The 26,017-nt window shown below is 69.1% G+C and carries 19 protein-coding genes and 5 pseudogenes; 11 read left to right on the top strand and 13 right to left on the bottom strand.

Annotation, left to right across the window (positions count from 1 at the left end; all coding sequences use genetic code 11):
* Positions 1–876: 876 nt before the first annotated feature.
* The 5 genes from ACZ5Y0_RS27195 to ACZ5Y0_RS27175 all read right to left on the bottom strand — a co-directional run bounded on the left by ACZ5Y0_RS27195 (position 877) and on the right by ACZ5Y0_RS27175 (position 7,260).
* A complete protein-coding gene (locus ACZ5Y0_RS27195; RefSeq protein ID WP_469131313.1) occupies positions 877–3,240 on the bottom strand; it encodes a helix-turn-helix domain-containing protein in 2,364 nt (787 codons plus the stop codon).
* A gap of 1,283 nt (positions 3,241–4,523) precedes the next feature.
* Complete coding sequence (locus tag ACZ5Y0_RS27190) at positions 4,524–4,766, bottom strand: hypothetical protein (protein ID WP_469131312.1); 243 nt, start codon at positions 4,764–4,766, stop codon at positions 4,524–4,526.
* Positions 4,767–4,919: 153 nt separating this feature from the next.
* Positions 4,920–5,021: a DUF6207 family protein gene (locus tag ACZ5Y0_RS27185; RefSeq protein ID WP_469131407.1), complete on the bottom strand. Its 102-nt coding sequence runs from the start codon at positions 5,019–5,021 to the stop codon at positions 4,920–4,922.
* A gap of 57 nt (positions 5,022–5,078) precedes the next feature.
* Positions 5,079–6,197: a fatty acid desaturase family protein gene (locus ACZ5Y0_RS27180; RefSeq protein WP_469131311.1), complete on the bottom strand. Its 1,119-nt coding sequence runs from the start codon at positions 6,195–6,197 to the stop codon at positions 5,079–5,081.
* Between the two features lie 7 nt (positions 6,198–6,204).
* Complete coding sequence (locus ACZ5Y0_RS27175) at positions 6,205–7,260, bottom strand: ferredoxin reductase (RefSeq protein ID WP_469131310.1); 1,056 nt, start codon at positions 7,258–7,260, stop codon at positions 6,205–6,207.
* A gap of 86 nt (positions 7,261–7,346) precedes the next feature.
* Between ACZ5Y0_RS27175 and ACZ5Y0_RS27170 the strand changes: the two genes are divergently transcribed.
* The 3 genes and pseudogenes from ACZ5Y0_RS27170 (at position 7,347) to ACZ5Y0_RS27160 (ending at position 10,190) form a co-directional block, all read left to right on the top strand.
* Entirely contained in the window at positions 7,347–8,486 is a 1,140-nt protein-coding gene (locus tag ACZ5Y0_RS27170) for a PucR family transcriptional regulator (RefSeq protein ID WP_469131309.1), read from the top strand.
* Positions 8,487–9,134: 648 nt separating this feature from the next.
* Positions 9,135–9,470: an ArsR/SmtB family transcription factor gene (locus tag ACZ5Y0_RS27165; protein ID WP_469131308.1), complete on the top strand. Its 336-nt coding sequence runs from the start codon at positions 9,135–9,137 to the stop codon at positions 9,468–9,470.
* Positions 9,470–10,190, top strand: a pseudogene (locus ACZ5Y0_RS27160) (cation efflux transmembrane domain-containing protein). Before ACZ5Y0_RS27165 ends, ACZ5Y0_RS27160 begins: the two are co-directional and overlap by 1 nt.
* 188 nt (positions 10,191–10,378) lie before the next feature.
* Here the strand turns inward: ACZ5Y0_RS27160 and ACZ5Y0_RS27155 are convergent.
* Positions 10,379–10,600: pseudogene (locus ACZ5Y0_RS27155) on the bottom strand (IS701 family transposase); the annotation flags it as partial.
* A gap of 144 nt (positions 10,601–10,744) precedes the next feature.
* Positions 10,745–11,209 carry a RidA family protein gene (locus ACZ5Y0_RS27150; RefSeq protein ID WP_469131307.1) on the bottom strand — a complete coding sequence of 155 codons (465 nt, stop codon included), beginning with the start codon at positions 11,207–11,209 and terminating at the stop codon, positions 10,745–10,747.
* A gap of 72 nt (positions 11,210–11,281) precedes the next feature.
* Between ACZ5Y0_RS27150 and ACZ5Y0_RS27145 the strand changes: the two genes are divergently transcribed.
* Positions 11,282–12,190, top strand: a complete 909-nt coding sequence (locus ACZ5Y0_RS27145) for a LysR family transcriptional regulator (RefSeq protein ID WP_469131306.1) — start codon at positions 11,282–11,284, stop codon at positions 12,188–12,190.
* On the opposite strand, the gene ACZ5Y0_RS27140 is transcribed toward ACZ5Y0_RS27145, so the two are convergent.
* Positions 12,187–12,780 carry a DUF2867 domain-containing protein gene (locus ACZ5Y0_RS27140; RefSeq protein ID WP_469131305.1) on the bottom strand — a complete coding sequence of 198 codons (594 nt, stop codon included), beginning with the start codon at positions 12,778–12,780 and terminating at the stop codon, positions 12,187–12,189. The genes ACZ5Y0_RS27145 and ACZ5Y0_RS27140 overlap by 4 nt on opposite strands.
* A 111-nt stretch (positions 12,781–12,891) precedes the next feature.
* Here ACZ5Y0_RS27140 and ACZ5Y0_RS27135 point away from each other — a divergent pair, with 111 nt between their 5' ends.
* The gene (locus ACZ5Y0_RS27135; RefSeq protein WP_469131304.1) at positions 12,892–13,458 is read left to right on the top strand and encodes a TetR/AcrR family transcriptional regulator; all 567 of its coding nucleotides are present in this window, start codon (positions 12,892–12,894) and stop codon (positions 13,456–13,458) included.
* Between the two features lie 458 nt (positions 13,459–13,916).
* Here the strand turns inward: ACZ5Y0_RS27135 and ACZ5Y0_RS27130 are convergent, their stop codons facing one another.
* Entirely contained in the window at positions 13,917–16,247 is a 2,331-nt protein-coding gene (locus ACZ5Y0_RS27130; RefSeq protein WP_469131406.1) for a ricin-type beta-trefoil lectin domain protein, read from the bottom strand.
* A 741-nt stretch (positions 16,248–16,988) separates the two neighbouring features.
* Between ACZ5Y0_RS27130 and ACZ5Y0_RS27125 the strand changes: the two genes are divergently transcribed.
* Together ACZ5Y0_RS27125 and ACZ5Y0_RS27120 are read left to right on the top strand one after the other, a co-directional pair.
* Positions 16,989–17,141: a hypothetical protein gene (locus ACZ5Y0_RS27125; RefSeq protein WP_469131303.1), complete on the top strand. Its 153-nt coding sequence runs from the start codon at positions 16,989–16,991 to the stop codon at positions 17,139–17,141.
* A 94-nt stretch (positions 17,142–17,235) separates the two neighbouring features.
* Positions 17,236–17,646 carry an NAD(P)-dependent oxidoreductase gene (locus ACZ5Y0_RS27120; protein WP_469131302.1) on the top strand — a complete coding sequence of 137 codons (411 nt, stop codon included), beginning with the start codon at positions 17,236–17,238 and terminating at the stop codon, positions 17,644–17,646.
* A gap of 319 nt (positions 17,647–17,965) precedes the next feature.
* Here the strand turns inward: ACZ5Y0_RS27120 and ACZ5Y0_RS27115 are convergent, their stop codons facing one another.
* Positions 17,966–18,490: a hypothetical protein gene (locus ACZ5Y0_RS27115; protein ID WP_469131301.1), complete on the bottom strand. Its 525-nt coding sequence runs from the start codon at positions 18,488–18,490 to the stop codon at positions 17,966–17,968.
* A gap of 97 nt (positions 18,491–18,587) precedes the next feature.
* On the bottom strand, positions 18,588–19,145 hold the full coding sequence (locus ACZ5Y0_RS27110; RefSeq protein ID WP_469131300.1) for a hypothetical protein: 558 nt from the start codon (positions 19,143–19,145) through the stop codon (positions 18,588–18,590).
* Positions 19,146–19,386: 241 nt separating this feature from the next.
* On the opposite strand from ACZ5Y0_RS27110, the gene ACZ5Y0_RS27105 reads away from it, so the two are divergent.
* Positions 19,387–19,803 (top strand): amidohydrolase family protein, encoded by a 417-nt coding sequence (locus ACZ5Y0_RS27105; protein WP_469131299.1) that lies wholly within the window; start codon positions 19,387–19,389, stop codon positions 19,801–19,803.
* Between the two features lie 458 nt (positions 19,804–20,261).
* Positions 20,262–20,993 carry an alpha/beta fold hydrolase gene (locus ACZ5Y0_RS27100; protein ID WP_469131298.1) on the top strand — a complete coding sequence of 244 codons (732 nt, stop codon included), beginning with the start codon at positions 20,262–20,264 and terminating at the stop codon, positions 20,991–20,993.
* 298 nt (positions 20,994–21,291) lie between these two features.
* Here the strand turns inward: ACZ5Y0_RS27100 and ACZ5Y0_RS27095 are convergent, their stop codons facing one another.
* Positions 21,292–22,119: an SAM-dependent methyltransferase gene (locus ACZ5Y0_RS27095; protein ID WP_469131297.1), complete on the bottom strand. Its 828-nt coding sequence runs from the start codon at positions 22,117–22,119 to the stop codon at positions 21,292–21,294.
* A gap of 482 nt (positions 22,120–22,601) precedes the next feature.
* A pseudogene (locus ACZ5Y0_RS27090) lies at positions 22,602–22,754 on the bottom strand (phosphotransferase); the annotation flags it as partial.
* Between the two features lie 103 nt (positions 22,755–22,857).
* Between ACZ5Y0_RS27090 and ACZ5Y0_RS27085 the strand changes: the two are divergent.
* Both ACZ5Y0_RS27085 and ACZ5Y0_RS27080 read left to right on the top strand, forming a co-directional pair.
* Positions 22,858–23,048, top strand: a pseudogene (locus ACZ5Y0_RS27085) (transposase family protein); the annotation flags it as partial.
* Between the two features lie 323 nt (positions 23,049–23,371).
* A pseudogene (locus ACZ5Y0_RS27080) lies at positions 23,372–25,924 on the top strand (PA14 domain-containing protein); the annotation flags it as partial.
* Between the last annotated feature and the right edge of the window lie 93 nt (positions 25,925–26,017).

The following is a 26,017-nucleotide window of genomic DNA, read 5'->3' as shown; positions in this document are numbered from 1 at the left end:
TTCCTTTGCTCTGTTACCCAATAAGGGGATCAGCACAACCGATACTAGACGACTGGTCCACTATTTACCACGTTCATCGGATCTCAACCGGACGCACGCATCGCCTTCCCATGGACGCACCAGCACGGCACGTGACCGCCTCACCGACGGCACTGTCAACCCCATCATGCAAAGCCCCCCGTGGAGCAGAGCCTCGGCGTCGCCAAGATGTGCGCGAAGACAGAGGTGAACGAGGGCGGCCTTCCCCTCTTCAGATCGAACAGGCTGACGGTCGAGGCCGTCAACGCCAACGGAACGACGAGCGCAACTGCTGGAACACCGAGCCGGCCGCGTCCGCCCCGCCCTCGACCGCCTGTGGGGACTTCTGGGCACCATGGCGCAGATCCAGTGCCGGATGAAGGAGGCCCCGGAAGCGGTCGACGGCCGCCTCCTGGCGACCTCGCGCTGGAGCTGTCCGCCCAGGTGCCCGTCGAAGGGGCCCGTCGAAGGGGCCCGTCGAAGGGGTCCGGCCGGAAGACGGTCGCGACGTCGAGAGGAGCAGACCCGTCTTCGCTCCCCTCGACGTCGCCGCCGACGAGAGGACCGCTTCCCCGCGAGCGAGCACCAGCGGACACCGCGCAGGCCGCGGCCGCCTGTCTCGAAGGACTCCTCATGCGCGCCGAGCTCAAGACTCACCTCACTGTCTTCGACGACCTGCGGTCGCGCACACAGCTCCTGCCAGGGGCCGCGGGCCGGGGTCCGTCCTGAAGCGGATCGGCCGCGGTACGCGGAGGCGGACCAGGTCAGCTGGCAACAGCACCTTCGTCCCGCAGACTCCCAGGTGTCCCACTCTCAGCCCGTACAGGTCCCGACAGGTACGGCGTCGCGGGTACGGTCCTACTCCCGCCCCGCGGGCTCGTCGAGGCGCCCGAGTTCCACGGCGGCCTCGTGCCGGCGCGGATTGTTCAGCCGGATGAGGGCGTTCTGCGCTTCCATCAAGGTCTCACGGGCCTCACCATGGCGGGCGAGATGGCGCAGGGCGATCCCCAGATCGAGGCGGGCCGGTTCGCTCCAGGCGGGCATCCGGGCCGCCTCGAAGTGGCTCACCGCGTAGCGCAGGGGTGCCTCCGCCTCGCTCCACCGCCGCAGTGCCGCCAGGTCGTTGCCGATGTGCTGCCGGGTCAGCGCGAGATACAGTCCGACCAGTTCACGGGGCTTGCCTGGTACGCCGGCGAGGCAGACGCCCTCGCTGCGGCGGTGGATGGTCAGCGCCTCGACGGCGTGGCCGGCCTGGCGCAGGTGCTGGCCGAGCATGTTCAGGGCGGTGAGCTCGGCGAGGCGGCTGGACGCGCCGGGCTGCCTGCCGAGGTGGTCGGCGGCCTCCCGAAGCCGCGCGATGGACTCGTCGGTCCGTCCGAGCCGGTGCAGCGCTCCTGCCGCGTAGCCCAGGGCCCAGCCGACCTGGAGCTGGTCGTCGACCTCGCGCGCCACCGCCAGCGCGGCCTCCGCGGTGGACAGGGCGGCGGTGTGGTCGTAGAGGCACATGTTGTAAGCCCAGGCCAGGTAGTTGAGGTGGGCGGCCTCGTCCCGCCTGCTGCCCAGGGCGCGGGCGGAGTCGACGGCCCGTTGGAACACCTCCGTCCACAACTCCCAGTGCAGGGTGCGGTCGGAGAACCAGTGCATCGCCTCGGCCGTGTCGACGACCTGCCGGTGGTGGCCGGCGGCCTGGACCCGGCGCAGGGCCGCGAGCCACTGGGCCCGCTCGGCCTCCAGCCAGGTGTGGGCCTGCTCGCGGTCGGTGGGCGCAGTGGCAGGGTCAGGGTCGCCGCCGTGCGTGTCACCGGGCGTGGGGCCGCCCGCGTGGCCCGGGTCGTCGGGGTGGTGGTCGGTGTCGAAGAGCCGCGCGGCGGCCGTGGCCCGGCGCAGGACCCACAGGTCGGCCCGCTCTCGGACTACGGTGAGCTGCCCGGGCTCGTCCTCCTCGGCCAGTTGCTCGGTCGCGAACAGGGCGAGCAGGTCGTGGAAGCGGTACCGGTCGGCGGCGGGGTCGGGCTGGAGGAGCCCGGCGTCGGTCAGGTCCTGAGCGCAGCGGGCCGCCTGCCGCAGCGGCACGTCCGCCAGGAGGGCGACGGTCTCGGGGCCGAAGTCGGGACCGTCGGCGAGTGCGGCGCGGCGGAAGACGGTGCGGGCCCGCGGGTCCAGCTGCCGGTAGGACAGGGCGAAGGCGGCCCGGACCTGGAGGGAGCCGGCCCGCAGGGTGTCCAGGCGGCGCTCCTGGGCGGCGAGTTGGGTGACGAGTTTGGCGATGCGTTCGCCGGGCCGGGAGGCGAGGCGCTGTCCGGCGATGCGTACGGCCAGGGGGAGGTACCCGCACAGCTCGGCGAGGTCGCGGGCGGCCTGGCTCTCCCGGGAGACCCGTTCGCGGCCGATGATCCGGCTGAGCAGTTCGACCGCCTCCTCGCGGCGCAGCAGCACGAGTTCCGTGCGGTGCGTCGCTTCGAGACCGGCCAGCGACTGGCGGCTGGTGACGAGCGTGAGCGAAGGGCCGTGGCCGGGCAGCAGGGGACGAACCTGTTCCTCGTCGGCCGCGTTGTCGAGCAGGAGCAGTACGCGCCGGTCGCGCAGAACGGAGCGGAGCAGGCCGCCGCGGTCGTCGGCGCCGGCCGGTACGGCGCTGCCGGCCACGCCCAGGGCGCGCAGCAGCCGGGCCAGGGCGTCGCGCGGAAGGGTGGGCCGGGCGTCCATGCCGCGCAGGTCCACGGCGAACTGTCCGTCGGGGAAGGACGGGGCGAGGGCGTGGGCGGCGTGCACGGCGAAAGCGGTCTTGCCCAGGCCGGGCTGCCCGCAGATCACGGCGACCGCCGGACGGGCGGGATCGACGCCGTCCGCCAGAGCGAGGAGCCGGTCCAGGGCCGGGCCGCGGGCGGTGAAGTCGTGCAGGTCGCGGGGGAGCGCGAGGGTGTGGGACGGATTCGGTCCGTTCTCCGGCCCGTCGGCGTTCCCGGCGGTCCGGCGGGTGCGTCCCAGGCTCGCGGCCCGCTCCAATTCCCCGGCACAGGCCTCGTCCAGGCCCAGGGCGGCGGCCAGGGCCTCCACGGTGCGGCGCTGCGGTCCCCGGGCGCGCCCGCGTTCCAGGTCCGACAGGGCCCGCACGCTCACCCCCGCGGTCTGCGCCAGCTCCTCCTGACTGAGCCCGGCGCCCGTCCGTAAGGCGCGCAAGCGTCCTCCGAACCCGCCAGTGGCCGATATACCGGTGCCCATGACTGGAAATCTCTCCTGCTCAGCGTGGTCCCGCCGGGACGGTGGACCTCTCCGGCAGAAGTATGCACGGACGGCTGATTCCGCCACTGGAACCTCCCCGGCCACCCCCGGTCGACCGGCTCGGCTGAAGGCACCGCGGACGCGCCACCGGAACCACCGGAGCACCCGGCCCGCGGTCTTCCCGGCGCTCGCTTGCGCGCCTCCGACCACCCTCATGGGGGCCTCAGCCGATCTCCGCGGTACGCCGCGCCGGCAGGCGCCTGACCACGCTGTGTCTCGCCCCGATGCCTGTCTGTCTCTGGTGAATGCCGACGCGATGTCGCCCATGTGGACACCACCAACCCGTGGAGCGGCTACGACGCCACTACTTCTCCGTCCGTCTCGTCCGGGCGGGCGGCGGATACGCGCACGCCGGGAGCCTGGTCGGGTGGGTCCGGCGAGAAACCCGTCCGGCGGCGGGTCTGTGCGGAGGCCAGCCGCGTCTTGATGCCGCACGATGTGAACAGCAGGGCATTCGCATGAGAACGACGGGAACACGCACTCCATGACGAACTCCAATGACGAAGCGCAGACGTCCCACACACCGGGATCCCAGCCGAGCGTTCGCCCAGGTTCCGACGAACCGCAGACGATCACAGCGCCGACACCGCCCGTCGCGTGGAGCAGTGGCGCTCCGGACCGAGCCGACCTGGCCGACGAAGGGGATCAGTCGGAACGGCCCTCCCCTCGCGAAGAATCGAAGACTGAGCCTCAGAGCGACTGAGCCCTCGCTGGGGAGGGACCAGCAGCACGCGGTACGCCACCGGGCGCGCCCAGGGCTTGCCAGCTCCGGTCCTGGGCGCCCAACCGTCACTGCTGGTCCCCACGAAGGCGGGGTGCTTCACGGCGGCCACCGGTTACCGACCACGGCCGGTCGGGCAGACGGGCGGCGCGTGCAGGATCACAGGAGACCGGCGGCCTCCTGTCGGGGGCGCTTCGGTCGACGCCGTCACCCTCGCCGGAACCGGCACGCCCTCCCCGCCGACGCGGAGAAGATGATGCCCAGCCTGCCGAGGAGACGAAATCCTACGGTCGGGCCGGTGAGAAGCATGAGAGTTCCGAACATGACAGTTCTCCGATAGGGACAGGACATGCAGGATGAGCGGCGATGGTGGTGTCCATCGCCGGGTTCGGCTGCGGGCGCGGCGCATACCAGGTGTCGCACGTGGACGGGGGAGAAGGCCGGCGGAAACGGCCCAGCGTCCCTCGAACGGGATCTTCGGGACAACGACCCGTCCTCATGTTCAACCGGCGGTGAAGAACAGGCCGGCTCCGTACGCGTGGCGCGCGGAGATGAAGAATCCGTCACTGGTCGGCCGGGTCATCGTGCCGCTGCTTTCGACGATCTCGCGGGCGTCGTCGACGTCGTCGACCAGGATGGTCATGGCCGCCAAGTAGGAGGAGGCCGGGTGCGGTTCGCCGGGCAGTACCTCTTCGGCGTCCGACGCGCGGACGATCTGCAACCGCGCAGCTCCCGCGTCGAGCATGGTGAGGGGGCCTTCATGTCTGGGAGCTGTTCGCAAGATGCGGGTGTACCGGAGAGTGGTCGCATCGAATTCGACGTCGTCAGCGACGAGCAATACGGCGCCGATCCCGCGGGCGCCGTTCTGCCGCCCAGAGCGACGGCTTCGGATCCCCACTCACTTGCATCGACGGCGAAAGCAGCACAGCCGGACACCGGGCTGCCCAGGATCCCGTGCCGTACGGTCTGCCGTCGCGGTCGCCCACCGGCCGCAACGGATCTCACCGTACCGGCGGCGCCGCCGGTACGGTCGGAAGATGTGAACCCATGCCGGGAATCAGGCCGCGACCAGCTCCTGCTCGCGGCCCGGCGTCTTGACCCCGGGCTTCTTGTTCGGCAGTGAGAGCCGGAAGACCTTGTGCCATGCGGAGAACACCTGCTTGGGCAGCGGCCCGGTGACGTACTCCAGCTCGTACTTCTCGAACAACGCGCGCACCTTCACCGCGACCTCGGCGTACCGGTTGCTCGGCAGGTCCGGGAACAGGTGGTGCTCGATCTGGTGCGACAGGTTGCCGGTCATGAAGTGCATGGCCTTGCTGCCGCTGATGTTCGCCGAGCCCATCATCTGGCGCAGGTACCACTGGCCGCGCGTCTCGTCCTTGATCGAGCGGCGCTCGAAGACCTGCACGCCCTCGGGGAAGTGCCCGCACATGATCACCGAGTGGGTCCAGATGTTGCGGACCAGGTTCGCGGTGAACGTGGCGGCGAGCGTGCTGAGGAACGACGGGCCCGACAGCAGCGGGTGGATCACATAGTCCTTGAGCACCTGCTTGCGGATCTTACGGCCCACGGCTTTGGCCCGCGCGCGGAACTCCGGGCTCTTGCGGCGGCGCTTGTTCAGGTTCTTGCCGAGCTCCAGGTCGTACGCTGCGATGCCGTACTCGAAGAAGCAGGCGTTGAGGAAGTTCCACAGCGGCTGGCCGAGGTGGAACGGGTGCCACTTCTGGTCCTCGTCGACGCGCATGATGCCGTAGCCGAGGTCGTTGTCCTTGCCGATCACGTTGGTGTACGTGTGGTGCAGCTCGTTGTGCGAGTGCTTCCACTGCTCGGCCGGCGAGACGTGATCCCAGTCCCAGGTGGTGGAGTGGATCTTCGGGTCCCGCATCCAGTCCCACTGGCCGTGCAGGATGTTGTGGCCGATCTCCATGTTGTCCATGATCTTCGCCACGGACAGACCGGCGGTGCCGATCAGCCACGCGGGCGGGAAGATCGAGAACAGCAGCACGCCCCTGCTGACCAGCTCGAGCTTGCGCTGCGCCGAGATGACCTTGCGGATGTAAGCGGCGTCGTTCTCGCCGCGGCCGGCGATCACCTCGTCGCGGATCGCGTCCAGCTCGCGGCCGAGCTCCTCGATCTGCTCCGCGGTCAGGTGGGCGGTGGGGTCGATGGCGGTCAAGGTGCTCCTACCGTTCGATGGCGCAGGCGCCCGCCGCAGCGGACACGCAGGTCTGGATGAGGACGCCCGGCTCGGCCTCGGTGATCTCACCGGTGCGCAGATCGCGGACGGCGCCCGCCTTGAGCGGCGTGACGCAGCCGAAGCAGATGCCCATGCGGCACCCGGACGGCATGAGCACCCCAGCCTCCTCGCCGACGTCCAGCAACGGCGTGGCGCCGTCCGCGTCGACGGTCTTGCCGGTGGTGCTGAACGTGACCTCGCCGCCATCGCCGGCGACGACGATGCTGGGTCGGAAGCGTTCGGTGTGCAGGCGCTCCTGGACGCCGTGCTCGGTCCAGTGCTCTTCGGCGGCGTCGAGCAGGCCCGCGGGGCCGCAGGCCCAGGTCTCGCGCTCGGCCCAGTCGGGCACGAGGTCGTCGAGACGGGCGATGTCGAGCATGCCGTCCGTGTCGGTGTGCAGCTCGGTGAGACGCAGCTTCCTGTCCGCGACCAGGTCGTGCAGATCGTCGCGGAAGATCACGTCTCGCGGCTGCGGCGCGGAGTGGACCATGACGACGTCGTCGAACTCGGTGTCGCGCAGCATGCCCATCACCGGCGTGATGCCGCTGCCGGCCGTCAGGTAGAGCACCTTGGCGGGCTTGGCCTCCGGCAGCACGAAGTCACCGGTCGCCTGGTCGAGCTGGATCAGCGTGCCCGGTTTCACCCTGCGGACCAGGTGGTTGCTGACCTTGCCGTCCGGGATCGCCTTCACGGTGATCGTGATGCGGCCGTCCCGGCGGTCTGTCGGTGAGGTGACCGAATAGGCACGCCACAGGCGCACCCCGTCGACATCGACCCCGATCCGCACGTACTGACCGGCTGCGTGGCCGCGCCAGCCCCGTCCCGGCCTGATCACGATGGTCGCGGCGTCACTCGTCTCGGGATGCACGGCCTCGATGCGCCCACGCAGGTCAGCGCCCGCCCGTAGCGGGCTGACCAGGTCAAGGTAGTCCGACGGCAGCAGCGGCGTCGTGACCATCTCCAGCAGTTTCCACGCCCTGCTGCGCAGGGCTGCACTCGTCATGGCTCCAGCTTGCTGTGCCTCAAGGCGTAAAGTCCTGACCGCAGGACGTAAATCTGGTCGGCTGAATTGTTCCCAGGAAACAAAACATGAGCCATGCAATCCGACGGGCCACCGAACTGGCCCTGGATGAGACGACGGCCACCGCACTTCGGGCCGCGCTGAAGACCACCGCCGACGAGGTCGTCCAGGCGATCATCGACGAAGTCCCTCCTTACGCCAACGCCCTTTCGGGCAGCATGGGCGGCACCATCCGCCGAGCCGTCCGCACCGCCCTGGGTCACTACCTGGATCTCGCGAGCGGGAACGCCACGGGCGGCGACGCCGGTGACGCAGCCTACGAGCTGGGCCGAGGCGAGGTACGCGACGGCCGTTCGATGGATGCCCTGCTCAGCGCCTACCGCGTCGGCGCCCGCGTGGCCTGGCGATGCCTGGCGGCGGGTGCCGTACCCGCAGGTCTGCCCGCCGCCGAGGTCGCCAAGTTCGCCGAGCTGACCTTCGCCTACATCGACGAGCTCTCCGCCGCGAGCGCCGCGGGCCACGCCGACGAACTGGCCGCCCAGGGCAGGGCCCACGAGCGCCACCTGGAACACCTGGCCCGCGACCTCGTCGCCGGCGCGAGTCCGGAGGTGCTGCTGGCCTCTGCTCAACGGGCCGGGTGGCAGCCCCCGGTTTCGCTGACCGCGGTCCTGCTGCCCGCCGCCCAGGCCCGGCCTGCCTACCGCGCGCTCGACCCGAGCACTCTCGTCCTCGACGATCTGCCGGATGCCACCGGCTTGCTGCTGGTCCCCGATGCCGACCGGTCACATCTCTTGCGGCAGCTGACCGACCGCACCGCCGTGGTCGGCCCGGCCCGGCCATGGACTCGTGCGTCCGCCTCGTACGCACGAGCCGTACGCGCGCGCTCCCTCTCCTCTGATATCCGCGACACCGAGGACCACCTGCCCGAGCTGGTGCTGAGCGCCGACGTGGACGCGTTCGCGGACCTGCGTGCCCGAGCCCTCGCACCGTTGCGGACCCTGCCTGTCGCGACCGCGAGGCGGCTGGAGGAGACGCTGCGGGCGTGGCTGCTGCACCACGGCAGGCGGAACGAGGTGGCGGCGGCATTGTTCGTCCATCCCCAGACCGTCCGGTACCGGATGTCGCAGCTGAGGGAGCTGTTCCCGGATCTCGGGTCCCCGCACCGGGTGCTTGAACTGACGCTGGCGGTCGGTCTTCGGGGCAGCTGACGGGTTCTTCGACCGTCCGCGACCGCGTACCTCTTCTGCGGTGAAGGCGGTGAGGAACGTCCCATCCTCTATGCCGACTCCGAAGGCGGTGCCGCTCTGGTTGCCATCGGCCTGCCCGAGCTGGTGCGGCTGCTGCGGTGGGGTGCGAGTCCGGCGACGCCGGCGAGTCGGCCCGCAGTCCTGAACGAATGACCCGCGAACCCGCCCGGCTTCGTCAACGAGAGCAACGGCACTGCGACGGACGTCTCCGGCCCGGCCTGCGCCCAGCCGCGCGGGGTGGCCGCGAGGACGCGCCCGACGACCCAAGGCGAAGGCGTCTTCGCACGGGTCCGGGTCGATGCCGCACCGGGCGGTGACCGGGACGCTGACCCGCTCCGCTGCGTCCATGAGCAGTGCGGGCATGCGCGGATCGGCGCTGGCAAGCCCGGTGGCCGCTTCGGTCTCGCCGGCCTCCACAGCCCGGAGGTGGCTGAAGGCTGAGCATCGCGTCGGGCGTCATCGGGGGGAGCGGCGATCGTCTCCGAGCTCGCGCCGCTGTCCCTGTGGCAGGGAACCTGGCCCGATTGCCATCGGAGTTGGGCCGCTGTGCAGGCGGCAGCCAATAATTCAGGATTTTGTGAACTCAGCTATCCGTGTACAGTCGTGGGTGTGCTGACTGTCGCTGCTGACATCGAGGCGCTGGCGCGGTTCGGCCGCGCCCTCGCCGACCCGATCCGCTGCCGGATACTCCTCGCCCTGCGCGCGGCGCCGGCCCACCCCGCCGACCTGGCCGACGCCCTCGAGATCTCCCGGACCCGACTGTCGAACCACCTGGCGTGCCTGCGCGACTGCGGCCTCGTCGTCGCGGTGCCGGTGGGCCGACGCACCCGCTACGAGCTCGCCGACGAACGCCTCGGTCACGCGCTGGACGACCTGCGCACCGCCGTGGTCGCCGTCGACCTCGACAAGACGTGTACGGACGCGGATCAGAAGGGCTGCTGCTGATGACCGCCGAGACATCCATCGGCATAAGCCCCACCCCAGCCCGCCGCGATGTCCTCGCCAGCCGGATACGGCTGCTGGTCGCGGCCACCATCACCTACAACGTCATCGAAGCGGTCGTCGCGATCACTGCCGGGACGATCGCCTCCTCCACCGCGCTGATCGGCTTCGGGCTCGACTCCGTCATCGAGGTTTCCTCCGCCACCGCGGTCGCCTGGCAGTTCTCCGCCTCCGACCACGCCGCCCGAGAGGCGCGGGAGAAGCGGACGCTGCGGATCATCGCGGTGTCGTTCTTCGCCCTCGCCGCGTTCGTCAGCGTCGACGCTGTCCGCGCTCTGGCCGGCACCGGCGAGGCCGAACGTTCCATCCCCGGCATCGTCATCGCCGCCCTCTCCCTCACGGTCATGCCGTTCCTGTCCGCCGCCCAGCGCCGGGCCGGACGCGAACTCGGCTCGGCCAGCGCGGTCGCCGACTCCAAGCAGACCCTGCTGTGCACGTACCTGTCCGCCGTGCTCCTCGTCGGCCTGGTCCTCAACGCCACCCTCGGCTGGTCCTGGGCCGACCCCATCGCCGCCCTCGTCATCGCCGCCATCGCCGTCAAGGAAGGCCGCGACGCCTGGCAGGGCAAGGGCTGCTGCGCCCCCGGCCGCAGCGGTGTCGCCTGCCGGTGCTGAGCAGAGTGACGCCTGCGGGTGCCGCCCCGGCTGCGACTGCTGTGGCTGAACCGCATCCACCGACGGCGGGCCTCGGCGAGCACACCGCCGGGGCCCGCTGCCGTCCAAGGGCACGGGCACGAACCGACATCGGATGCTCGGAGACCGAGGCCCCCATCACGAGTCCGTGGTCCCGCCGACGTAGGCCACCACCGGGAACATCGAGGCATGTCGCCCCCCAGGGCGGCCTCTCAGGCTTCGGGGTCGGCACTTCGCCCACCGCACCAGATCGGCGACCGGAGTCGTGGCCGGCAGGTTCGATATCCAGTGGTGCGACGGGGCATCCTGGCTGTCCGGCCACTCGATCAGGAGAGTCGACGTGGGCAGGACGCCGTCCCAGCGGTTGCGGCCGCCGCCGGCTTCCTGGGCTGCGGCCATCGACTGCCTGCCCGCGGGGCAGACGGTCAGGACTGCGAGACGGGGAACGGCCCGGCGCCGCCCCGGGACACAAGGCGCGGTACGACGCGCTCCTGTCGCGTGGTGCCGTTGATCACTGTGCGGTCATCGCTCCACCGGCCGCCGGGGCGGCCACCTACAGGCAGCAGTGGTTCCAGCCGGGACCACTCATGATGGGTCAGATCGCCTCGCCCGCCATCGGGCACGACGCACCCCGTTCCCCCTTGATCCCCTCGTGGGCTGCTGAGCGATGGGCCGCCGTGCGTACACCTCGATCTCGATCCTCATGCGTGGGTCGGCCAGGCCGCACATGAGCATCGTGGCGGCCGGCCGGACCTCGCCGAAAGTGCGGCGCAGCACCGGCCAGCAGGGCTCGAAGTCCTCGCGGTCGGGCAGCAGATAGCGAACCCGCACCACGTCCGCGAAGGTGCACTTCGCCTCGGCCAGAGCGGCCTCGATGTTGCGCAGGCACTGCTCGGCCTGTTCCACCACATCATCGGAGATCGTCATGGTGGCGTAGTCGAATCCGGTCGTCCCGGACACATGCAGCCACTCGCCGTCGACCACAGCACGGGCATAACCGATCTGCTCCTCAAAGGGTGAACCGCTGAGGACGGCACGTCGCTCTGTCATGCGCCGAACGCTAAGTGACCAACAGCGATACGTCTAATACGCCCTCAGGAATGACCTGATATCTCTAGACGTATGGAGCGCCCCGAACTTCCCCTTGCGCAGCTGCACGCCTTCGTCGTGCTCGCCGAGGAACTGCACTTCGGCCACGCAGCCGCCCGCCTCGGCATCGCGCAACCGCCATTGAGCCAGCAGATCCGCCGCCTGGAAGACAAGGTCGGCCATCCCCTGTTCCATCGCGAACCGGGAGGCATCACGCTCACCCCGGTCGGCCGTGAACTGCTGCCCACCGCCCGCCGAGCGCTTACCGGCCTCGCTGACGGCCTGGCCGCTGCACGGGCCATCGGCAACGGACAGGCCGGCCGTCTGCGGATCGGCTTCGCCGCCTCCCTCGCGCTGACCGTCCTGCCTGATCTGCTGCGCACCTTCCGATATCAGTTCCCCGACGTGCATCTGGACATCCACGAGATGACCACCGCACCTCAGCTCGCTGCCCTCCACGACGAAAGCATCGACATCGGTCTGCTGCGCGAACCCCCCACCGACGAGACAGACATCGGCTTCAAGACCGTACTCAACGAAGCCTTCGTGGCCGTCCTACCGGCAGCACATCCGCTAGCGGCCCAACGCGCCGTGCAACTGGCCCACTTGGCGTCCGAGCCGTTCGTGCTCCTGCCCCGGGCGGCCGGCCCAGGACTCTATGACCAGATCACCGGTCTATGTATCGCGGGAGGCTTCACGCCGGAGATCGCCCAGTACGCAGTGGAATGGCAAACCGTCTGCGCGCTCGTGGAAACCGGATTGGGGGTATCCGTGGCCCCGGCCAGCATCCGGCGGATCCGCCTCAAAGGCGTCGCCTTCCGCCGGCTTGGACCCGGCCTCGCACGCACACGAGTCGCCGTCGCCTGGCGCAAGAACGATACAAGCCCCCTGGTCGCAAACCTCCTGACGACCATCGCCCAGGATCCGCCGGACAGGCCCTAGGGGTTCTGCCCGAGCAGCCGTTCCCGATCCCGCCAGGCGGCTTCCCACCGGCGGGTCATCGCCGGGTAGACGATCAGGTAGCGGAAGGGTGCGATCAGGGACATGTAGGCGCGTCCCAGGCGGCCGTTGGGCTTGACCAGGACGGCCATGCGGAGTTCGTGGCCGCCGTCGGGCGTCTCCACCCAGCCCAGGTGCGCAACTCCGTGGACGGTCTTGTTCGCCAGCTCCCGGGCGCACTCATCGGGCAGCTCGTACAGGGGGACGAACAGGCCCGGGACGGGATCCGCCGTAGCCGTCAGTTCCTCCGGCATGCGCTCGCGCAGCGACCGGACGCGTGGGCCGAGGCCCGCCTTCGGGTCGTCCCAGCCGAGCAGGGCACCCAGCTTCCAGCGCACCGCGAACAGGAACCCTGATGGTCCGGTCTGGCGGGAGGGACCGGCGCCGGCCGTGATCGCCGCGAGCACGCGCGGGAAATCGTCGGGCCCGGCGCCCGGAGTGCGGAAGGACCAGACATCCTCGGTCGTGAAGTCGGGAGTGAACTCGTGGATCCGCCACGGCCGGGTGGTGTGTTCGGTGACGGGGAGCTTCATGCGGCGGACGCCTTCCCGGTTCTATACGCTTGCGTATACGACGCGGCCAACAATGCCAGAGCTGACGTACGGAGGCGTATATTCGATCCAATCCGTGAGGGAGGACACACCGTGGGCGCCGCACGCACACCCCGCGACCGATGGGTCGAGGAGGGCCTGACCGCCCTCGCCGAGGGCGGCCCCGACGCCGTCCGCGTCGAAGCGCTCGCCAAGCGCCTCGGGGTCACCAAAGGCGGCTTCTACGGCCACTTCACCGACCGCGACGCACTCCTCGCCGCCATGCTCGACACCTGGGAACGAGAGGCTGCCGACCAGGTGATCCATCGCATCCGGCAGGACGCGGACGGCGACCCCAGAGACCTCATCACCCTCGCCGGCATACTCACCTTCTCCAGCGACCGGCTGCGCCCCATCGACCTCGCCGTCCGCGACTGGGCCCGGCGTGACAAGGCCGTCGCTACCCGCTTGCGCCGCGTCGACAACCGGCGCATGGAGCTGCTCCGCGAGATGATCGGCACCTTCTGCGCCGACCCGGACGAGGTCGAGGCCCGCTCCCTCCTCGCCTTCTGCGTTGCCATCGGCCACCACTTTCTCGCCGCCGACCACCAAGGCCGCACCCGGACCGAGGTCCTCACCCGCGCCGGCGACCTGATCCTGGACCGGCCGCAGAAACCGTAACCCCGGGGCCCGCACAGCGCGTGATCGCGGCCTCGCGCGCGTGTCCGCTCCTGGTGTCGACACCGCCCTCCGCGAGCGGCTGCCGACTCAGGCGGCACTTCTCCAGCAGCGGTGGTAACGGTCGGCCTCCAGTTCCGCCATCACCTTCTCGGGAGGATTGGCGCTGTCCCGGCCGGTGAGGTGGTCGAAGACCGGGACGAGCACGAAGGCGAAAGGACGGTCCCCACCACCAACAGGCGCCGAGGTGCGTGACAGAGACGAGGGCGCCGGCTTGGAAGGGCAGGGCGGGGACCGCGCGCCCGGCCACCAGGGGAACGGCGACTTCGGCAAACTGATCATGAGGGCGATGCCGGGGCGTGTGGTTCGGCGGCTGGGACTGATGTCGGCGGGCTCCGGCGCTTCTCAGGGAGGCCGGAGCCCGCCTCGGCGGCATCACCGGGGGTGGGCCGCTTCATCGGTCAGGGCAGGAGCCACTTCTGGTTGGCACCGGTGTGGCAGGCCCACAGGTGGACGGGGGTGCCGTCGTTCCAGGTGCTGCCGGACGCGTCGAGGCACCGGCCGGACTGCGGGTTGCGGATCGTGCCGTCGGCCTGCGGGGTCCACGACTGGGCGCCGGAGCCGTTGCAGGTCCACAGCTGGATCTTCGTGCCGTCGGCCGTGCCGCCGCCGGAGATGTCCAGGCACTTGCCGAGGGCCTTGATGGTGCCGCCGGATACGGTCCACTTCTGCGCGTCGGTGCTGTTGCACGTCCAGATCTGCACCTGGGTGCCGTCAGCGGTCTGGGAGTCGGCCACGTCCAGGCACTTGTTGTTGACGCCCTTCACCTCGCCCGTCCCGGACGCCGCGCCGGGCAGCTTGTTCAGCGTGTACCAGGCCTCCGTACTCCACAGCGACTCGCCGTCCGAAGAGCTGAACGGACGGGGCGAGCGGACGTGCACCACCCGGTCGGCCTTGAGGCCCGGCACGGTCAGGGCGACGGTCTTGCGGTCGTCGGAGAGCGTCGCCGACTGAACGGTCAGGGTCTCTTCGTCGACCTTGGGGCCGCCGTAGTCGGCGGTCGGTACGTAACGCCACTGTCTGATCTTGTACCGTTTGGCCAACTCGGCCGCAGTCTGCGTCGACAACGGCTTGGTGTACTCAAGCGCGAAGCCCCCCGGTACGGCGCGCATCGCCCGGATGTCGAAGGCGTTGCCGCCGTTGGGCGTCAGTTTCTGCAGGCCGTGGCTGAGCTTGCCCTCCTGACCCCAGTTGCCGCCGGCACCCAGCCCGCCGGCATACAGAGCGCCGTCCGGTCCGACGCTGATCCGGGTGACGCCGGCCTCCAGACCCTGGGTGAGACGAAAGACGGCCCCCTGGTACTCGCCGCCCACCTTCTCCAGAAAGGCGCGCTGGATTCCGCCGTAGGTCACGTCACCGAAGAGCATCTGGCCGGCGAACGGGCCGTTCGCCAACTGCAAGGGCGTGCTCGGGGAGTTGGCGATCTCGTTCTGCGGCAGCCACAGCACCGGCTTGGTCACCGGCCGGGTGTCGAAGGGCCCGTCCGGGTTGGTGTAGTGGTTGAAGAACCGGTCCTGCTTGATGTGTACGAGTTTCGACGAGGGCAGCCAGCCGCCCTGGTTGTCGGTGACGAAGATGTCGCCCTCGGGGCCCCAGCCGATGCCGTTGGGGGTGCGCAGCCCACCGGCGACGTAGGAGACGGCTCCGGTCTCCTTGCTCACCTTGATGGTGGTGCCACGGTTCGGCGCCGGCTGCGGATCTGTCGTGGCGCCGCCGTAGTTGATGGACACAGACAGGTTCAGGTAGAAGAACCCGTCCTTGTAGAGCAGGCCGAAGGCGAACTCATGGAAGTTACCTCCGAAGGGCCATGTCGCGACCCTCCGGTACTGGTCGGTGACCTCGTCGCCGTCGGTGTCGTTCAGCTCTGTCAGCTCGTGCTTCTGCGAGACGTAGAGCTTGCCGTCGACGTGCTTGATGCCCATCGGCTCCTTGAGGCCCGAGGCCACCTTCTTCGCCCTCACCTTGTCCGGGCCGGTGCTACCCGTGACATTGCTCAGCAGGTAGACCTCGCCCGTGGTGTTGTTGCTGCCGCCCCAGGTGGCCACGGCCAGTCGGCCGTCCGGCAGCCAGTCCATGGCGGAGACCTGTGGCTCGAAGCCGCTAGGGCGGAGGTCGGTCAGGGTGTAGTTCGGGTGCACACCGGTCAGCGGCAGTCCGTCGCCCGGCGAGTCCGTGCCTCCCTCACACTCCTTGCGGCCCGGCGACGTCACGCGTACGACGTCGGCGTCCGTGCTCAGCGCCGAATTGGGCACGACGGTGAAGCCGCCCGCGCCCGGCGGCTGCCAGGCCAGGGTGATCTGCTGGCCCCCGTCCCGTTCGAAGTGCTCGATACGCATCGTGTGATGACCTGCCGTCAGCTGGACAGCGCCGTCCTTCGGGTCCGCACCGTGCAGGCCGTCGTGGTCGATCACCAGTTTGTCGTCGATCCACAGGCGGGAGCCGTCGTCACTGGTGAGCCGGAAGGTGTAGTCGCCCGCCTGAGGGGCGTCGAGGTTGCCGAGGACATGGGTGACGAAATTGCTCTCCAGGCCGAAGTCGCCGGCCGAGGTCCAGTCGATGACCGGCATCAGCTTGTCGATGTTCGGCGTCTGCCCCGGCTTCAGAGAGCAGATCCCGCTCAATGGGGTCTGCACATCGAAGACGCGCAAGGTGACCCCCGGTTCCTGCGGGGGCAGGTCGGCAGGGTCCGAGTCGTCCGCCGGAGCAGGCGAGGAGGACAGGCCGATCGCCAGTAACGAAGCGATGAGTGCTCCGGCCAGGCGTCTGCCCGGCCGACGTCGGTACAGCCGTGGATACACGTGACCTCCTGACGGTTCCTCGGCACTGAGGAACGCGGTCCGGTAAGTGGGAGATCCACCGCTGCCGGGACGCGCCGTCGTCCCGGGAAACGGAGGTGTGCGAGTGGTGTCCAGAAGACGTACACGTCGCGTCGCACACAGTAAGGACTTCTGCCGCAGTCGTCCATACTTTGTCATGAGCGTGTACAAACCTGCGGGTCATGCGGGCCAACGCGCGGCTCCGGTGCGGGTTTTGGTGATCAGTGACACCGGGGGACTCACCCGACCGGAGGCGGGTGGGTTCGCCCTGCGGGATCCGCCCATGATCACAAGCGCCGCCACGCAGAGATCCAGGACATCACGACCCTCGTGCACGAGATCGGCCACTACGCCGAATACCAGTCCTAACCGGCAGCTGAAGTCGATCCATAGGGCCTCCACCGAGCCCGCAGCGGTTCATCCGCGACCGATCCCCAGGTCCCGAGCATTGCTCCTGCCGCAGTCGCTCGGCTTCGTCCTCGCCCTTGCCGCCCTGCTCGCGGCACAGCTTGATTCTCCACACCACCCCACCCCCGAAGGAAGAACCCGACGAAGCCAGGCACAACGACGAAGCCAGGCACAACGACGAAGACAGGTACGACTACGAAGACAGGTACGACTACGAAGACAGGTACGACTACGAAGACAGGTACGACGATGAAGACAGGCGAGACGACGGAGACGGGCATGACCATCGCCGTGCTCCGCGCTACCGGAAGGGGCGGCGGCCGGGTGATCGCGGAGGCCGTGGCCCGCGGACAGCGGGTGCTCGCCCTGCCCGCAGGCCCCGGGCCACGCACCCTGATGTGACCTCGCTCGCGATCGACGCCACCGACGCGTCCGCCGTGCGCGAGGCGCTCTCGGCCTTCGCCCGACCGGCGCCCCGGACGCCGTAGTCCTGGCCGTGCGCACCAGTCCGGCCGACCAGGAGTTCCTGGTCGGCGTCACCCGCACCGTGCTGGAATTCGCCGCGCGGCTCGGGGCGCGGGTGCTCGTGGTCGGCGGTGCCGAAGCCCTGCGCAGTCCCGACGACCCCGAGCTGCTGGTCGCCGACAACTCCGCCTACGTGCCGATCGAGTTGCGGCGCGTAGGCGCCGCCGGAGTCGCCCAGCTACGGACCTGCCGGACGTACCCCGACACGGACTGGGTCTGTCTGAGTCCGCCGGCCCTCCTGGAGCCGGGCGAACGCACCGGACGCTACCGACGCGGCACCGACACCCTGCTCGCCGACGCGGACGGCCGGTCGTGGATCAGCGCCGAGGACCTGGCCGTGGCCGTCGTCGACGAACTCCAGTCGCGGGCGGCAAACACCTGATGACGGTCTTTCACCACGGCGGACGGGGCACACGGAGGTTCCGCCACACCCGCGGGAAACGCGGCCCACACGGCCGGCGACCGAGGACCCGCCTCATGAACCGACCACGTCCCCTGGCCTGAATGAGTGAGAAGGGACGGGGCGGGACGCAAGGCGCGCCCGCGGGCTGGGAGACGGGCACGAACACGCACCAGCCCCTCGGTGGAGGACCGGTTCCAGTACGTCGTGGAGACCGCTGGAGGTTCCCCCTGCCGCCGCGCCGTCACGATGCTCATCCAACCTCTCAACCTCCCGACCTACCAGCCGTCCACCCGACCTCCTAGCCGCCGAGCAGGCGGTTGAAGAAGGAGCGATAGTGGTGCAGGGCGATCCGCAGGGTTTCGGTGTCGGCCTGTTCGCCCCTGTTCCACTGGTCCTCCAGCCGCTGCTTGTGATCGGCGAACGTCGTGGCCAGTTGCCGCATGAGATCCGACACGAGGGCGTCCGCCGTGTCCACGGCGTCGCGGGGATCGTCGACGAACCTGTTCTGCACTTCCTGCCAGCGCTCACGGAATGCTTCTTCGTCCTCTGGACTGATGAGCTGCTGAGCGTCGTCCTCGCCGGGGTCGATCCGCCCTCCGTCACGATCCTGCTCGACGGGATCAGCGTCCGCGGATGTGGGTGGAATTCCGGGGGTACCGCCGAAGGTGTCCTCGCGCTCCCCGGGCGGGTCGGTGGTGGGTGTGCTGTCGCCCGGGAAAGTGGGAACATCGCCCTGCGTCTCCCCGGGTGTCGGGCTGCCGGGGTGGGCGAAAGCGCCGGATGCGGAGCTGTCGCCGGAGTCCGGTACGGGATCGCGTTGCATCTCTCCTCCGCTCCCCGTTCCCGAGGGCCGGGCGGCCAGGTGGGACGGGAATCCGTCGGGAATCGTGGGGAACGAGTGCTCGGGCAGAGGCCGGCGCTCAGGCGGTTGCCCGCCGGGACCGGCCGTCGTCGGAGAGCAGCTCGTCGAACAGTGAGCGGTAGTGCACCATGGCGCCCCGCAGCTGCTCCGTGGTCGCCTGGTGCCGCGTGCTGAGCTCGTCCACGTCATGGGCGGCGCGGTAGTGCTCCAGCGTCCGGCTGTGCTCGACCGACAGGTCCTTGAGCTGTTGGTCGAAGTCCTGCGTCGGATAGCCGCGCTCCCGCATGAGTGACGTCACCAGGCGGTCCGCGTCGTGCACGGCGTCCTCCGGGCGATCCACGAACTCCTCCTGAACGCCTGTCCACTCCCGTGTGTAGCGGTCACGGGTGGCGCCGTCCAGCGGCTTGAGGTCCAGCGAGTCGTGGCGCTTCTCGCGTTCCCTGAGTTCGCGCTCGGCGGCGCCACGACTGTCGGCGTTCACCATGGTCCGGTCGTACTCCGGACCGAAACGCTCGCGGAGTTTGCGGCGGCGCATGAGCATCGAGGCCGCCACGGCGATCACCGCCACGACCAGTACGGCGGCGATGACGATCACAAGAAGTGTCCCTGTTGACATCGGACACAGCCCCCTTACGGGAACGATATGACTCGAATATGCCAATTTCCCGTTGTACGTGTTTTAAACCTTTACATCGCGAGCCTGTCTCACCGAGACCTTCCGGTCGCACCCGCCGCGGCGGGGCCCTGCCTGCTGCCGACCGACAGGCATGAGTGCCGTTGGCATCCTGGGGCGATCTGCGCCGGCGTCGACGAGGTAGCCGAAGACGGTTGCCCAGGGTCATGATCTCGCGCGGCTCGTGCTCGGTCGGCCGTCCGGCCTGCCGGCCGCACAGCATGTGTGGGTGAAGGCGTCCGCCCCCTATCGTTCGGCGCCACGGGCGGCCGCGATGATGTTGCGGGGCCTGCTGTGCGCCGGAGGCGGCGAGCGGACGGTGTGGGGGAGCGACCGGCCCTGGATCCGGCATGAGGAAGGCCGGGTCTGCGGCACCACCCTGACATGGCTCACAGCGGAACTCGGCACCGCGGAAGTCCAGCGTTCACTGCGTGCCAATCCGGCCCGGCTGTTCGGCTGGGCGCCTTCCGCCGTAACGGTCGGACGAGGCCGCACAGGCCTCCACCCCTTACGGCCCATATCTGGCAACCGGTGCTCAAACGCTGTCGGTCGCGTATCAACTCGGTCAAACAGCACACCGGCTCCAACTGCGGCTCCCTGACGGAACACCGGACCACCTACACCCGCTGATCCACCCGGCACGCGCACAAGGCCGTAGCGATCCGGCCTGCCCTGGCGGAACCCACCCGGCCCCGCCAGGGCCACCACGGGAGCGGGTGCAGTGCCGTCGCCGAGGTCGACGCACTCGAAGCCGTAGTTGTGATCCTCGGCCGGCCCGGAGGGCGACCGCCAGCCGAAGAGGCGGATCTCCAGCACCCGCCCCTGCCAGAGTTGCGATCCTGACGCCTTCCTCGCGGAGCAGGATGCGCAGGCACTCGTGCCTGATGTCGTCGACCGCCCCCCATCGGACAGGACGACGGCCGCGCGCCGCCCGGCACGACATTCGCGCGGCGCGTCACACTGTGACGGAACATCCCCGTTGGCAGCATCTGCGCGTCTCAGCGCCGGAACGGCCCGCCGGTAGAGTCGGTACGAGGAGAGTGCTGACCTGGAGGACTCATGACGGCAGCAGGTGTACCGCCCATCGTCTTCGTACATGGGACGCGGTTCAGCGCGGGACAATGGAGCCCACAGCTCGCCGCACTCCAAGAGGACTTCCCCGTGGCCGCGGTTGACCTGCCAGGCCACGGCGCCCGCTCTGCTCACCCCTGGACCCTGAACGCGGCGACGGAGATCATCGCTTCCGCGGTGGACTCGCTCGACTGCGGACCGGCTCTGGTCGTCGGGCACTCACTCGGCGGATACGCCTCACTGGAGTTCGCAAGGCGCTGCCCCGAGCGACTGCGGGGGCTGGTCCTTGCTGGAGCCAGTGCCTCAACTCGTGGCCCGTGGACCACGCCGTACCGTTGGGCCGCCGGGCTCATCCCTCGCCTACCGCCGGACCGGCTGGCCCGGTGGAACGACCGGTTGCTGCGCCGGCTCTATCCACCCGAGGTGGTGGAAGCGACCATCCTCTCCGGCTACGCCTTCCACACCCTGCCGGCCGCCTGGGGCGAGATACTGGGCCGCTTCGACGCGGGTGCGATGCGTCATGTGGCGGCTCCCGTGCTCATTCTGAACGGCGAGAAGGACACCGTCTTCCGGTCCGGCGAGTTGGACTTCGCCCGCGCTCATCCGAACGCCCGCGTCGAATTGATCCCGCGGGCACGGCATCTCGCGAACTTCGACGATCCAGACGCCTTCACCGATGCTGTCCGCCGCTTCGCCCTTCAGCTACCTGTCCGCAGCTGAGCGTGCCGGAGTCGGGTCCACCATAGGGCTGACCGAGCGCCACAGGACCGCGAAGCTCAGGCTGACCAAATCGCGCGCTCACTGGCCAACTGCGGTGCTCAGTCACACCAGGGCGAACGTTGCCTGATACGGCACCAGCCGAAGGCAGCAGCTGCTGAGCCGCCCGCATCTCTGGACAGTAGGGCCGGGCGGGACGTCGATCCGCTCAGTTGTCGGCGTCGATACCGAGGCACCTCGCCATCCCGGTGATTTCGCGGCCAGAGGTGCGACCGCCCGGCGATCGCCTCCGGGTTGACGTCTAGGCTTTCCGGGCCAGTCCGGCGGCGATGAGGTGTTCCCAGACTGTTGGCTCTCGTCTTTCGCCCCTCTCCCACGCGTTGTCGGTTTCGTCTGGACGCCACAGGGAGGCGGGGACGATCCCGGGATCGAGGATCTCCAGGCCGTCCAGCAGGGAGGCGATTTCCGCGTCGGTGCGCCACCGGCCGCGGCCGAACGTCTGCTGGAGGACCCTCTCGGCCTCCGCGGTCTCCGGGTTGTTGCCGGAGCGGAAGTGGCTGACGAAGAAGTAGCTTCCGGAGGGAACGTGGTCTCGCCAGTAGCGGACTATGCCGGCCGGGTCCTCGTCGTCGTTGACGTGGTGGAGGATGGCGCTGAGGATGACGGCGACGGGACGAGCGAAGTCGATGACTTCGCTGGTGTCGGGGTGCGTGCGGATACCTTCGGGGTTGCGCACATCGACCGCGACGACGCGGGTCCGGTCGTTGTTCTCCAGCAGTGCGCGGCCGTGCACCAACACTTGGGGGTCGATGTCGACGTAGACGATCCGGGACTCGGGAGCGTGCCGTTGCGCGACCTGGTGGACGTTGTCCACGGTCGGCAGGCCACTGCCCAGGTCGATGAACTGCCGAATGCCAGTGGTCTTCGCGATCTCCCTGACCGCCCGCGTCAGGGCCGCGCGGTTGGCGAAGGCGATGGCCACCGAACCGGGCAGGTCGCGCTTGAACACGTCGCCGATCTCACGGTCCACGGCGTAGTTGTCCTTGCCGCCGAGCAGGTAGTCGTAGACGCGGGCGATGCTGGGCTTGGTCGGGTCGATGGAGGAGCCCTCGTTCGTCATGGTTGCCATTCTTCACCGCAACGTCGCCTGCGCAGATCCGGTTTGTGGTCCTCCAGCCGATCGGGACGGCGAGAGGGCATGGCCGCCGCCGTCCGCGTACGCGACGCCGACCGGGACCCGCTTCCCGAAGTAGACCTTCGTTGCCCGGGTTCGAGGGCTGCGCTATCAGATGCCGGACCTGGTAGCGGACTTCGCACCGGTCTTCGACGAGATCGTCCTCGGGTTCGGATGGACCGATGTCGAGCCGTGGGACGCACAGTCGCTCCTGCGCCCGCAGCCGCGGCCCGTCTCGACCTGCGCCGCTTTCGTGGCAAGGGTCCGGCAGGAACGCCCGGTCGGGCCCTGGGGGAAGGCGCCACGTAAGCCGCGCAGGGGCAGGGAGGACGGTTCTTGGCGATCGTCGCTGTACGCGATGGGCCTGATGAGTACTCCAGCCGTGATCGTTGGTGCCTGAGCTTGGGCTGCCTGCCGCTGGCGGAAACGCAGATGGCCTCAGCTTGGGACCTGGCCTCGGCGGTCTCCTCAGGCAGCAGTTCCTCCCGGCCGGATACCGCCATCCGTCGGAAGACGTCGCCGCGCACGTGGGTGGCTCGGGGTGGCCGCCGGGCCAGCAGTTCGGCCACGGTGCGCTTCCCCGCCGCCATTACGCCGGTGATCAGGACGACTGCGGAACTCGGTTCGGTGTCCACGCGGACCTCTCGTGTGCAGACGGCATGCCGGATGCGAGCTCACTTTGGGGGCGGGAGTGAGGCCCGCACACTGCTGGTGGCCGCGTAGTGGCGGAAGAATCTCCCGATGCGGCAACTCGGGCCTCTGTTCGGGATCTCGAAGTCGGCCGCGGACCGAGTCATTGACCGCATCGCTCCGCTTCCAACCCTGGCCCCGGTGTGGCGCCGGTATCCGGCGGCACGGTGCTGACCGCGGACGGCACCCTGGTCAGCGGAGTAGGTCCCCGATCACCCCGGAGTCCCGCTGCCGCGCGACTGAACTGCCCGTCGGCGCCCAGGTGATGAGTGACAGGTACGCCTGAGCCATCGCAAGGCACATGCCACAGGTCGACCCGCAGATGTTTGCCGAGGGTGGATACCACAGTGGTGCGCGAGGTCTGGACAACCGTCGAGGGCCGTGCTGTCATTTCGGCTGTCACAAGGTTTCCAACGTTGCAAGACCTGCCGCGCCGCGTCCGTACCGGTCCATCGTCTGCGACCTGGTTCTCCCGACGACCGGTCCTGGTCCGCGGCACCCGTGCGAGGAAGGTTCGATGACAGGACACCACATCCGCCCACGCGCCAAACTCTGGGCGCTGCTGGCCATGGCCGCTCTCGTTGCCCCTCCAAGCGGTCTGGCCACCGCCGCATCGGCGTCGGAGCCGACCGGCAGCGCCTCCTCGCTCTCCGCGAAAACAGCCGACGTCGAGGTACACGGCCTGAAGGGCGAGTACTTCAGCATGTCGGCCCCCGGAGCGCGGGACTTCGCCGAACTCGGCGGCACGCTGCTCGACCCGCAAATCAACTTCTCCGGCCTGACCAGCACTTTCCAGGAGCTGACCGGCAAGACGGAGCACACGACCGCCCGTTGGACGGGACAGATCGAGGCGCCGGCGACCGGCGACTACACCTTCTACGCCACCGGTGACAACGGGTTCCGGCTGTACATCGACGGCAAGCCGGTCATCGACCATTGGGAACCGGACTGGGACAGGGAGCAGACCAGCGCCGCGATCGAGCTGACCGCGGATGAGAAGCACGACTTCCGTCTGGAGATGTTCCAGGACCTCGGTGGATCCAACATGTTCCTGCGCTGGGCCGGCCCGGGCCTGTCCAAGCAGCTCGTGCCGATGTCGGCGTTCACTCCACCCGCGGGATTCGAGGTCTACCCACTGGAGCTGTCGGTGGCCGCCGACGGACGGCGGCTGCGGGCCGGGTTCGACGGCAGGGTCGGTGACCTCCGGGAGGTCAAGGACCACCTGAAGATCGAGGCCGACACCACGTCCATGCCCCTGAAGTCGGTCACCGTCGCTCCCGGTGACCGCAACTCCCTACTCGTGACGCTCGCCGAACCCATCCAGAAGAACCAGCAGGTGCGGGTCACCTACGACGGCAAGGGCGGCCTGACCTCCGGCGGCAAGGCGGTACCGAAGGTCGTCCGCTACGCCGACAACGCCTCCACTCACCGGCTCACCACCAAGTGGGGCGACAAGGTCGACAGGAACAACCCGCTGCCGGAGTACCCTCGTCCGCAGCAGGTGCGCTCCAAGTGGAAGAACCTCAACGGCGTTTGGCAGTTCAGCGGCGCCGAGGCGGGCGAGCAGCCGGCATTCGGCAAGGACCTCGACGAGAAGATCGTCGTGCCGTACCCCGTGGAGTCGCAGCTCTCCGGGCTGGAGCGGCACGAGGACCACATGTTCTACCGCAAGCTGGTGAGCGTCCCCAAAAGCTGGAAGATCGGCAAGGGCGGCGAGGGCAACCGGCTGAAGCTGAACTTCGGCGCCGTGGACTACCGAGCCCGCGTCTTCGTCAACGGCACCGAGGTCGCCGAACACACCGGCGGCTACGACGCCTTCAGCGCCGACATCACCGACGCGCTGCGGGGCGGCGGTCCGCAGGAGGTCGTGGTCGCGGTCACCGACACCGGCGGCGCCGACCAGCCGATGGGCAAGCAGTCCACCCATCCGGGCGGCATCTTCTACACCCAGTCGTCGGGAATCTGGCAGACCGTCTGGATGGAGCCGGTCGCCCGTGCCGCGATTGATAACGTTGTCTCCACGCCGGACATCGACACGAGCAGCCTCGCGGTGACCGTCCGGTCGGCCCAGGCCTCCCCAGGTGCCCGTGTGGAGGCCGTCGCCCGTGACAGGCACGGCAAGGTCGTCGGCAAGGTCAGCGGGGCGGCCAACGAAGAGCTACGGCTGCCGGTGGCGAAACAGCATCTGTGGAGCCCGGACGACCCGTACCTGTATGACCTCGCCGTCGAGCTCACCGACGGAGGGTCGACCGACAAGGTCGGCAGCTACTTCGGCATGCGTTCCATCGGCATCGCGAAGGTCGGCGGTTTCCAGAAACTCGTGCTCAACGGGAAGCCGGTCTTCTCCCTCGCCACCCTGGACCAGGGCTTCTGGCCCGACGGCCTGTACACCGCACCCAGCGACGAGGCCCTCGCCTTCGATCTGAAGGCGCACAAGGAACTCGGCTTCAACGCCGTGCGCAAGCACATCAAGGTGGAGCCGGCGCGCTGGTTCTACCATGCGGACCGGCTCGGTCTGCTCGTCTGGCAGGACTTCGTATCCGGCGACATCACCAAGGAAACCGGGCGGCGCGCCTTCGTCGACCAGGGTCGGGAGATGATGCGGGAGCACCACAACGCGCCGTCCGTGATCGGCTGGACCGTCTTCAACGAGGGCTGGGGCGAGTGGGACCGCATGGAGACCGGCAAGATCGCCGAGGCTGTGAAGGAAGCCGACCCGTCTCGCGTCGTCAATGCCCACAGTGGTGTCAACTGCTGTAATTCCAAGGGGGATTCAGGCGCCGGCGACATCCTCGACCACCACGACTACAACAACGAGGACCCGCCGTTCCCCGATGCCGAGCGGGCGGCGATGGACGGTGAGCACGGCGGATTCACCCTGCGCACCCCCGGGCACATGTGGCCGGGCGCCCCGACCGTCATCTACAGCGGTGTCGCCGACAAGGAGGCGCTGACCAGCAAGTACGTCGAGAACACCGAGAAGTTCTACCTGGACCAGGCCGGAGCCGAGCTGTCCGGTTCGGTGTACACCCAGATCTCCGACCTCGAAAACGAACTCAATGGCCTTTATTGGCTCTAACAAAAGCCGTTGATCATGTGACTGTCGGCTCGCTGGATCGTTGGTGTGGTCGTGGGGAAGAGACAGTCGCGGCCGTGGATCGTC

The sequence above is a fragment of the Streptomyces sp. NPDC033216 genome, from assembly GCF_055577115.1.
This window is presented reverse-complemented; position numbering and strand designations above follow the sequence as displayed.

Bases quoted from the DNA above. Each gene is read 5' to 3' on its own strand.
- ACZ5Y0_RS27195 (WP_469131313.1), bottom strand. From the start codon at position 3,240: ATGGGCACCGGTATATCGGCCACTGGCGGGTTCGGAGGACGCTTGCGC.
- ACZ5Y0_RS27190 (WP_469131312.1), bottom strand. From the start codon at position 4,766: ATGCTCGACGCGGGAGCTGCGCGGTTGCAGATCGTCCGCGCGTCGGAC.
- ACZ5Y0_RS27175 (WP_469131310.1), bottom strand. From the start codon at position 7,260: ATGACGAGTGCAGCCCTGCGCAGCAGGGCGTGGAAACTGCTGGAGATG.
- ACZ5Y0_RS27170 (WP_469131309.1), top strand. From the start codon at position 7,347: ATGAGCCATGCAATCCGACGGGCCACCGAACTGGCCCTGGATGAGACG.
- ACZ5Y0_RS27150 (WP_469131307.1), bottom strand. From the start codon at position 11,209: ATGACAGAGCGACGTGCCGTCCTCAGCGGTTCACCCTTTGAGGAGCAG.
- ACZ5Y0_RS27145 (WP_469131306.1), top strand. From the start codon at position 11,282: ATGGAGCGCCCCGAACTTCCCCTTGCGCAGCTGCACGCCTTCGTCGTG.
- ACZ5Y0_RS27140 (WP_469131305.1), bottom strand. From the start codon at position 12,780: ATGAAGCTCCCCGTCACCGAACACACCACCCGGCCGTGGCGGATCCAC.
- ACZ5Y0_RS27125 (WP_469131303.1), top strand. From the start codon at position 16,989: ATGAAGACAGGCGAGACGACGGAGACGGGCATGACCATCGCCGTGCTC.
- ACZ5Y0_RS27115 (WP_469131301.1), bottom strand. From the start codon at position 18,490: ATGCAACGCGATCCCGTACCGGACTCCGGCGACAGCTCCGCATCCGGC.
- ACZ5Y0_RS27110 (WP_469131300.1), bottom strand. From the start codon at position 19,145: ATGTCAACAGGGACACTTCTTGTGATCGTCATCGCCGCCGTACTGGTC.
- ACZ5Y0_RS27100 (WP_469131298.1), top strand. From the start codon at position 20,262: ATGACGGCAGCAGGTGTACCGCCCATCGTCTTCGTACATGGGACGCGG.
- ACZ5Y0_RS27095 (WP_469131297.1), bottom strand. From the start codon at position 22,119: ATGGCAACCATGACGAACGAGGGCTCCTCCATCGACCCGACCAAGCCC.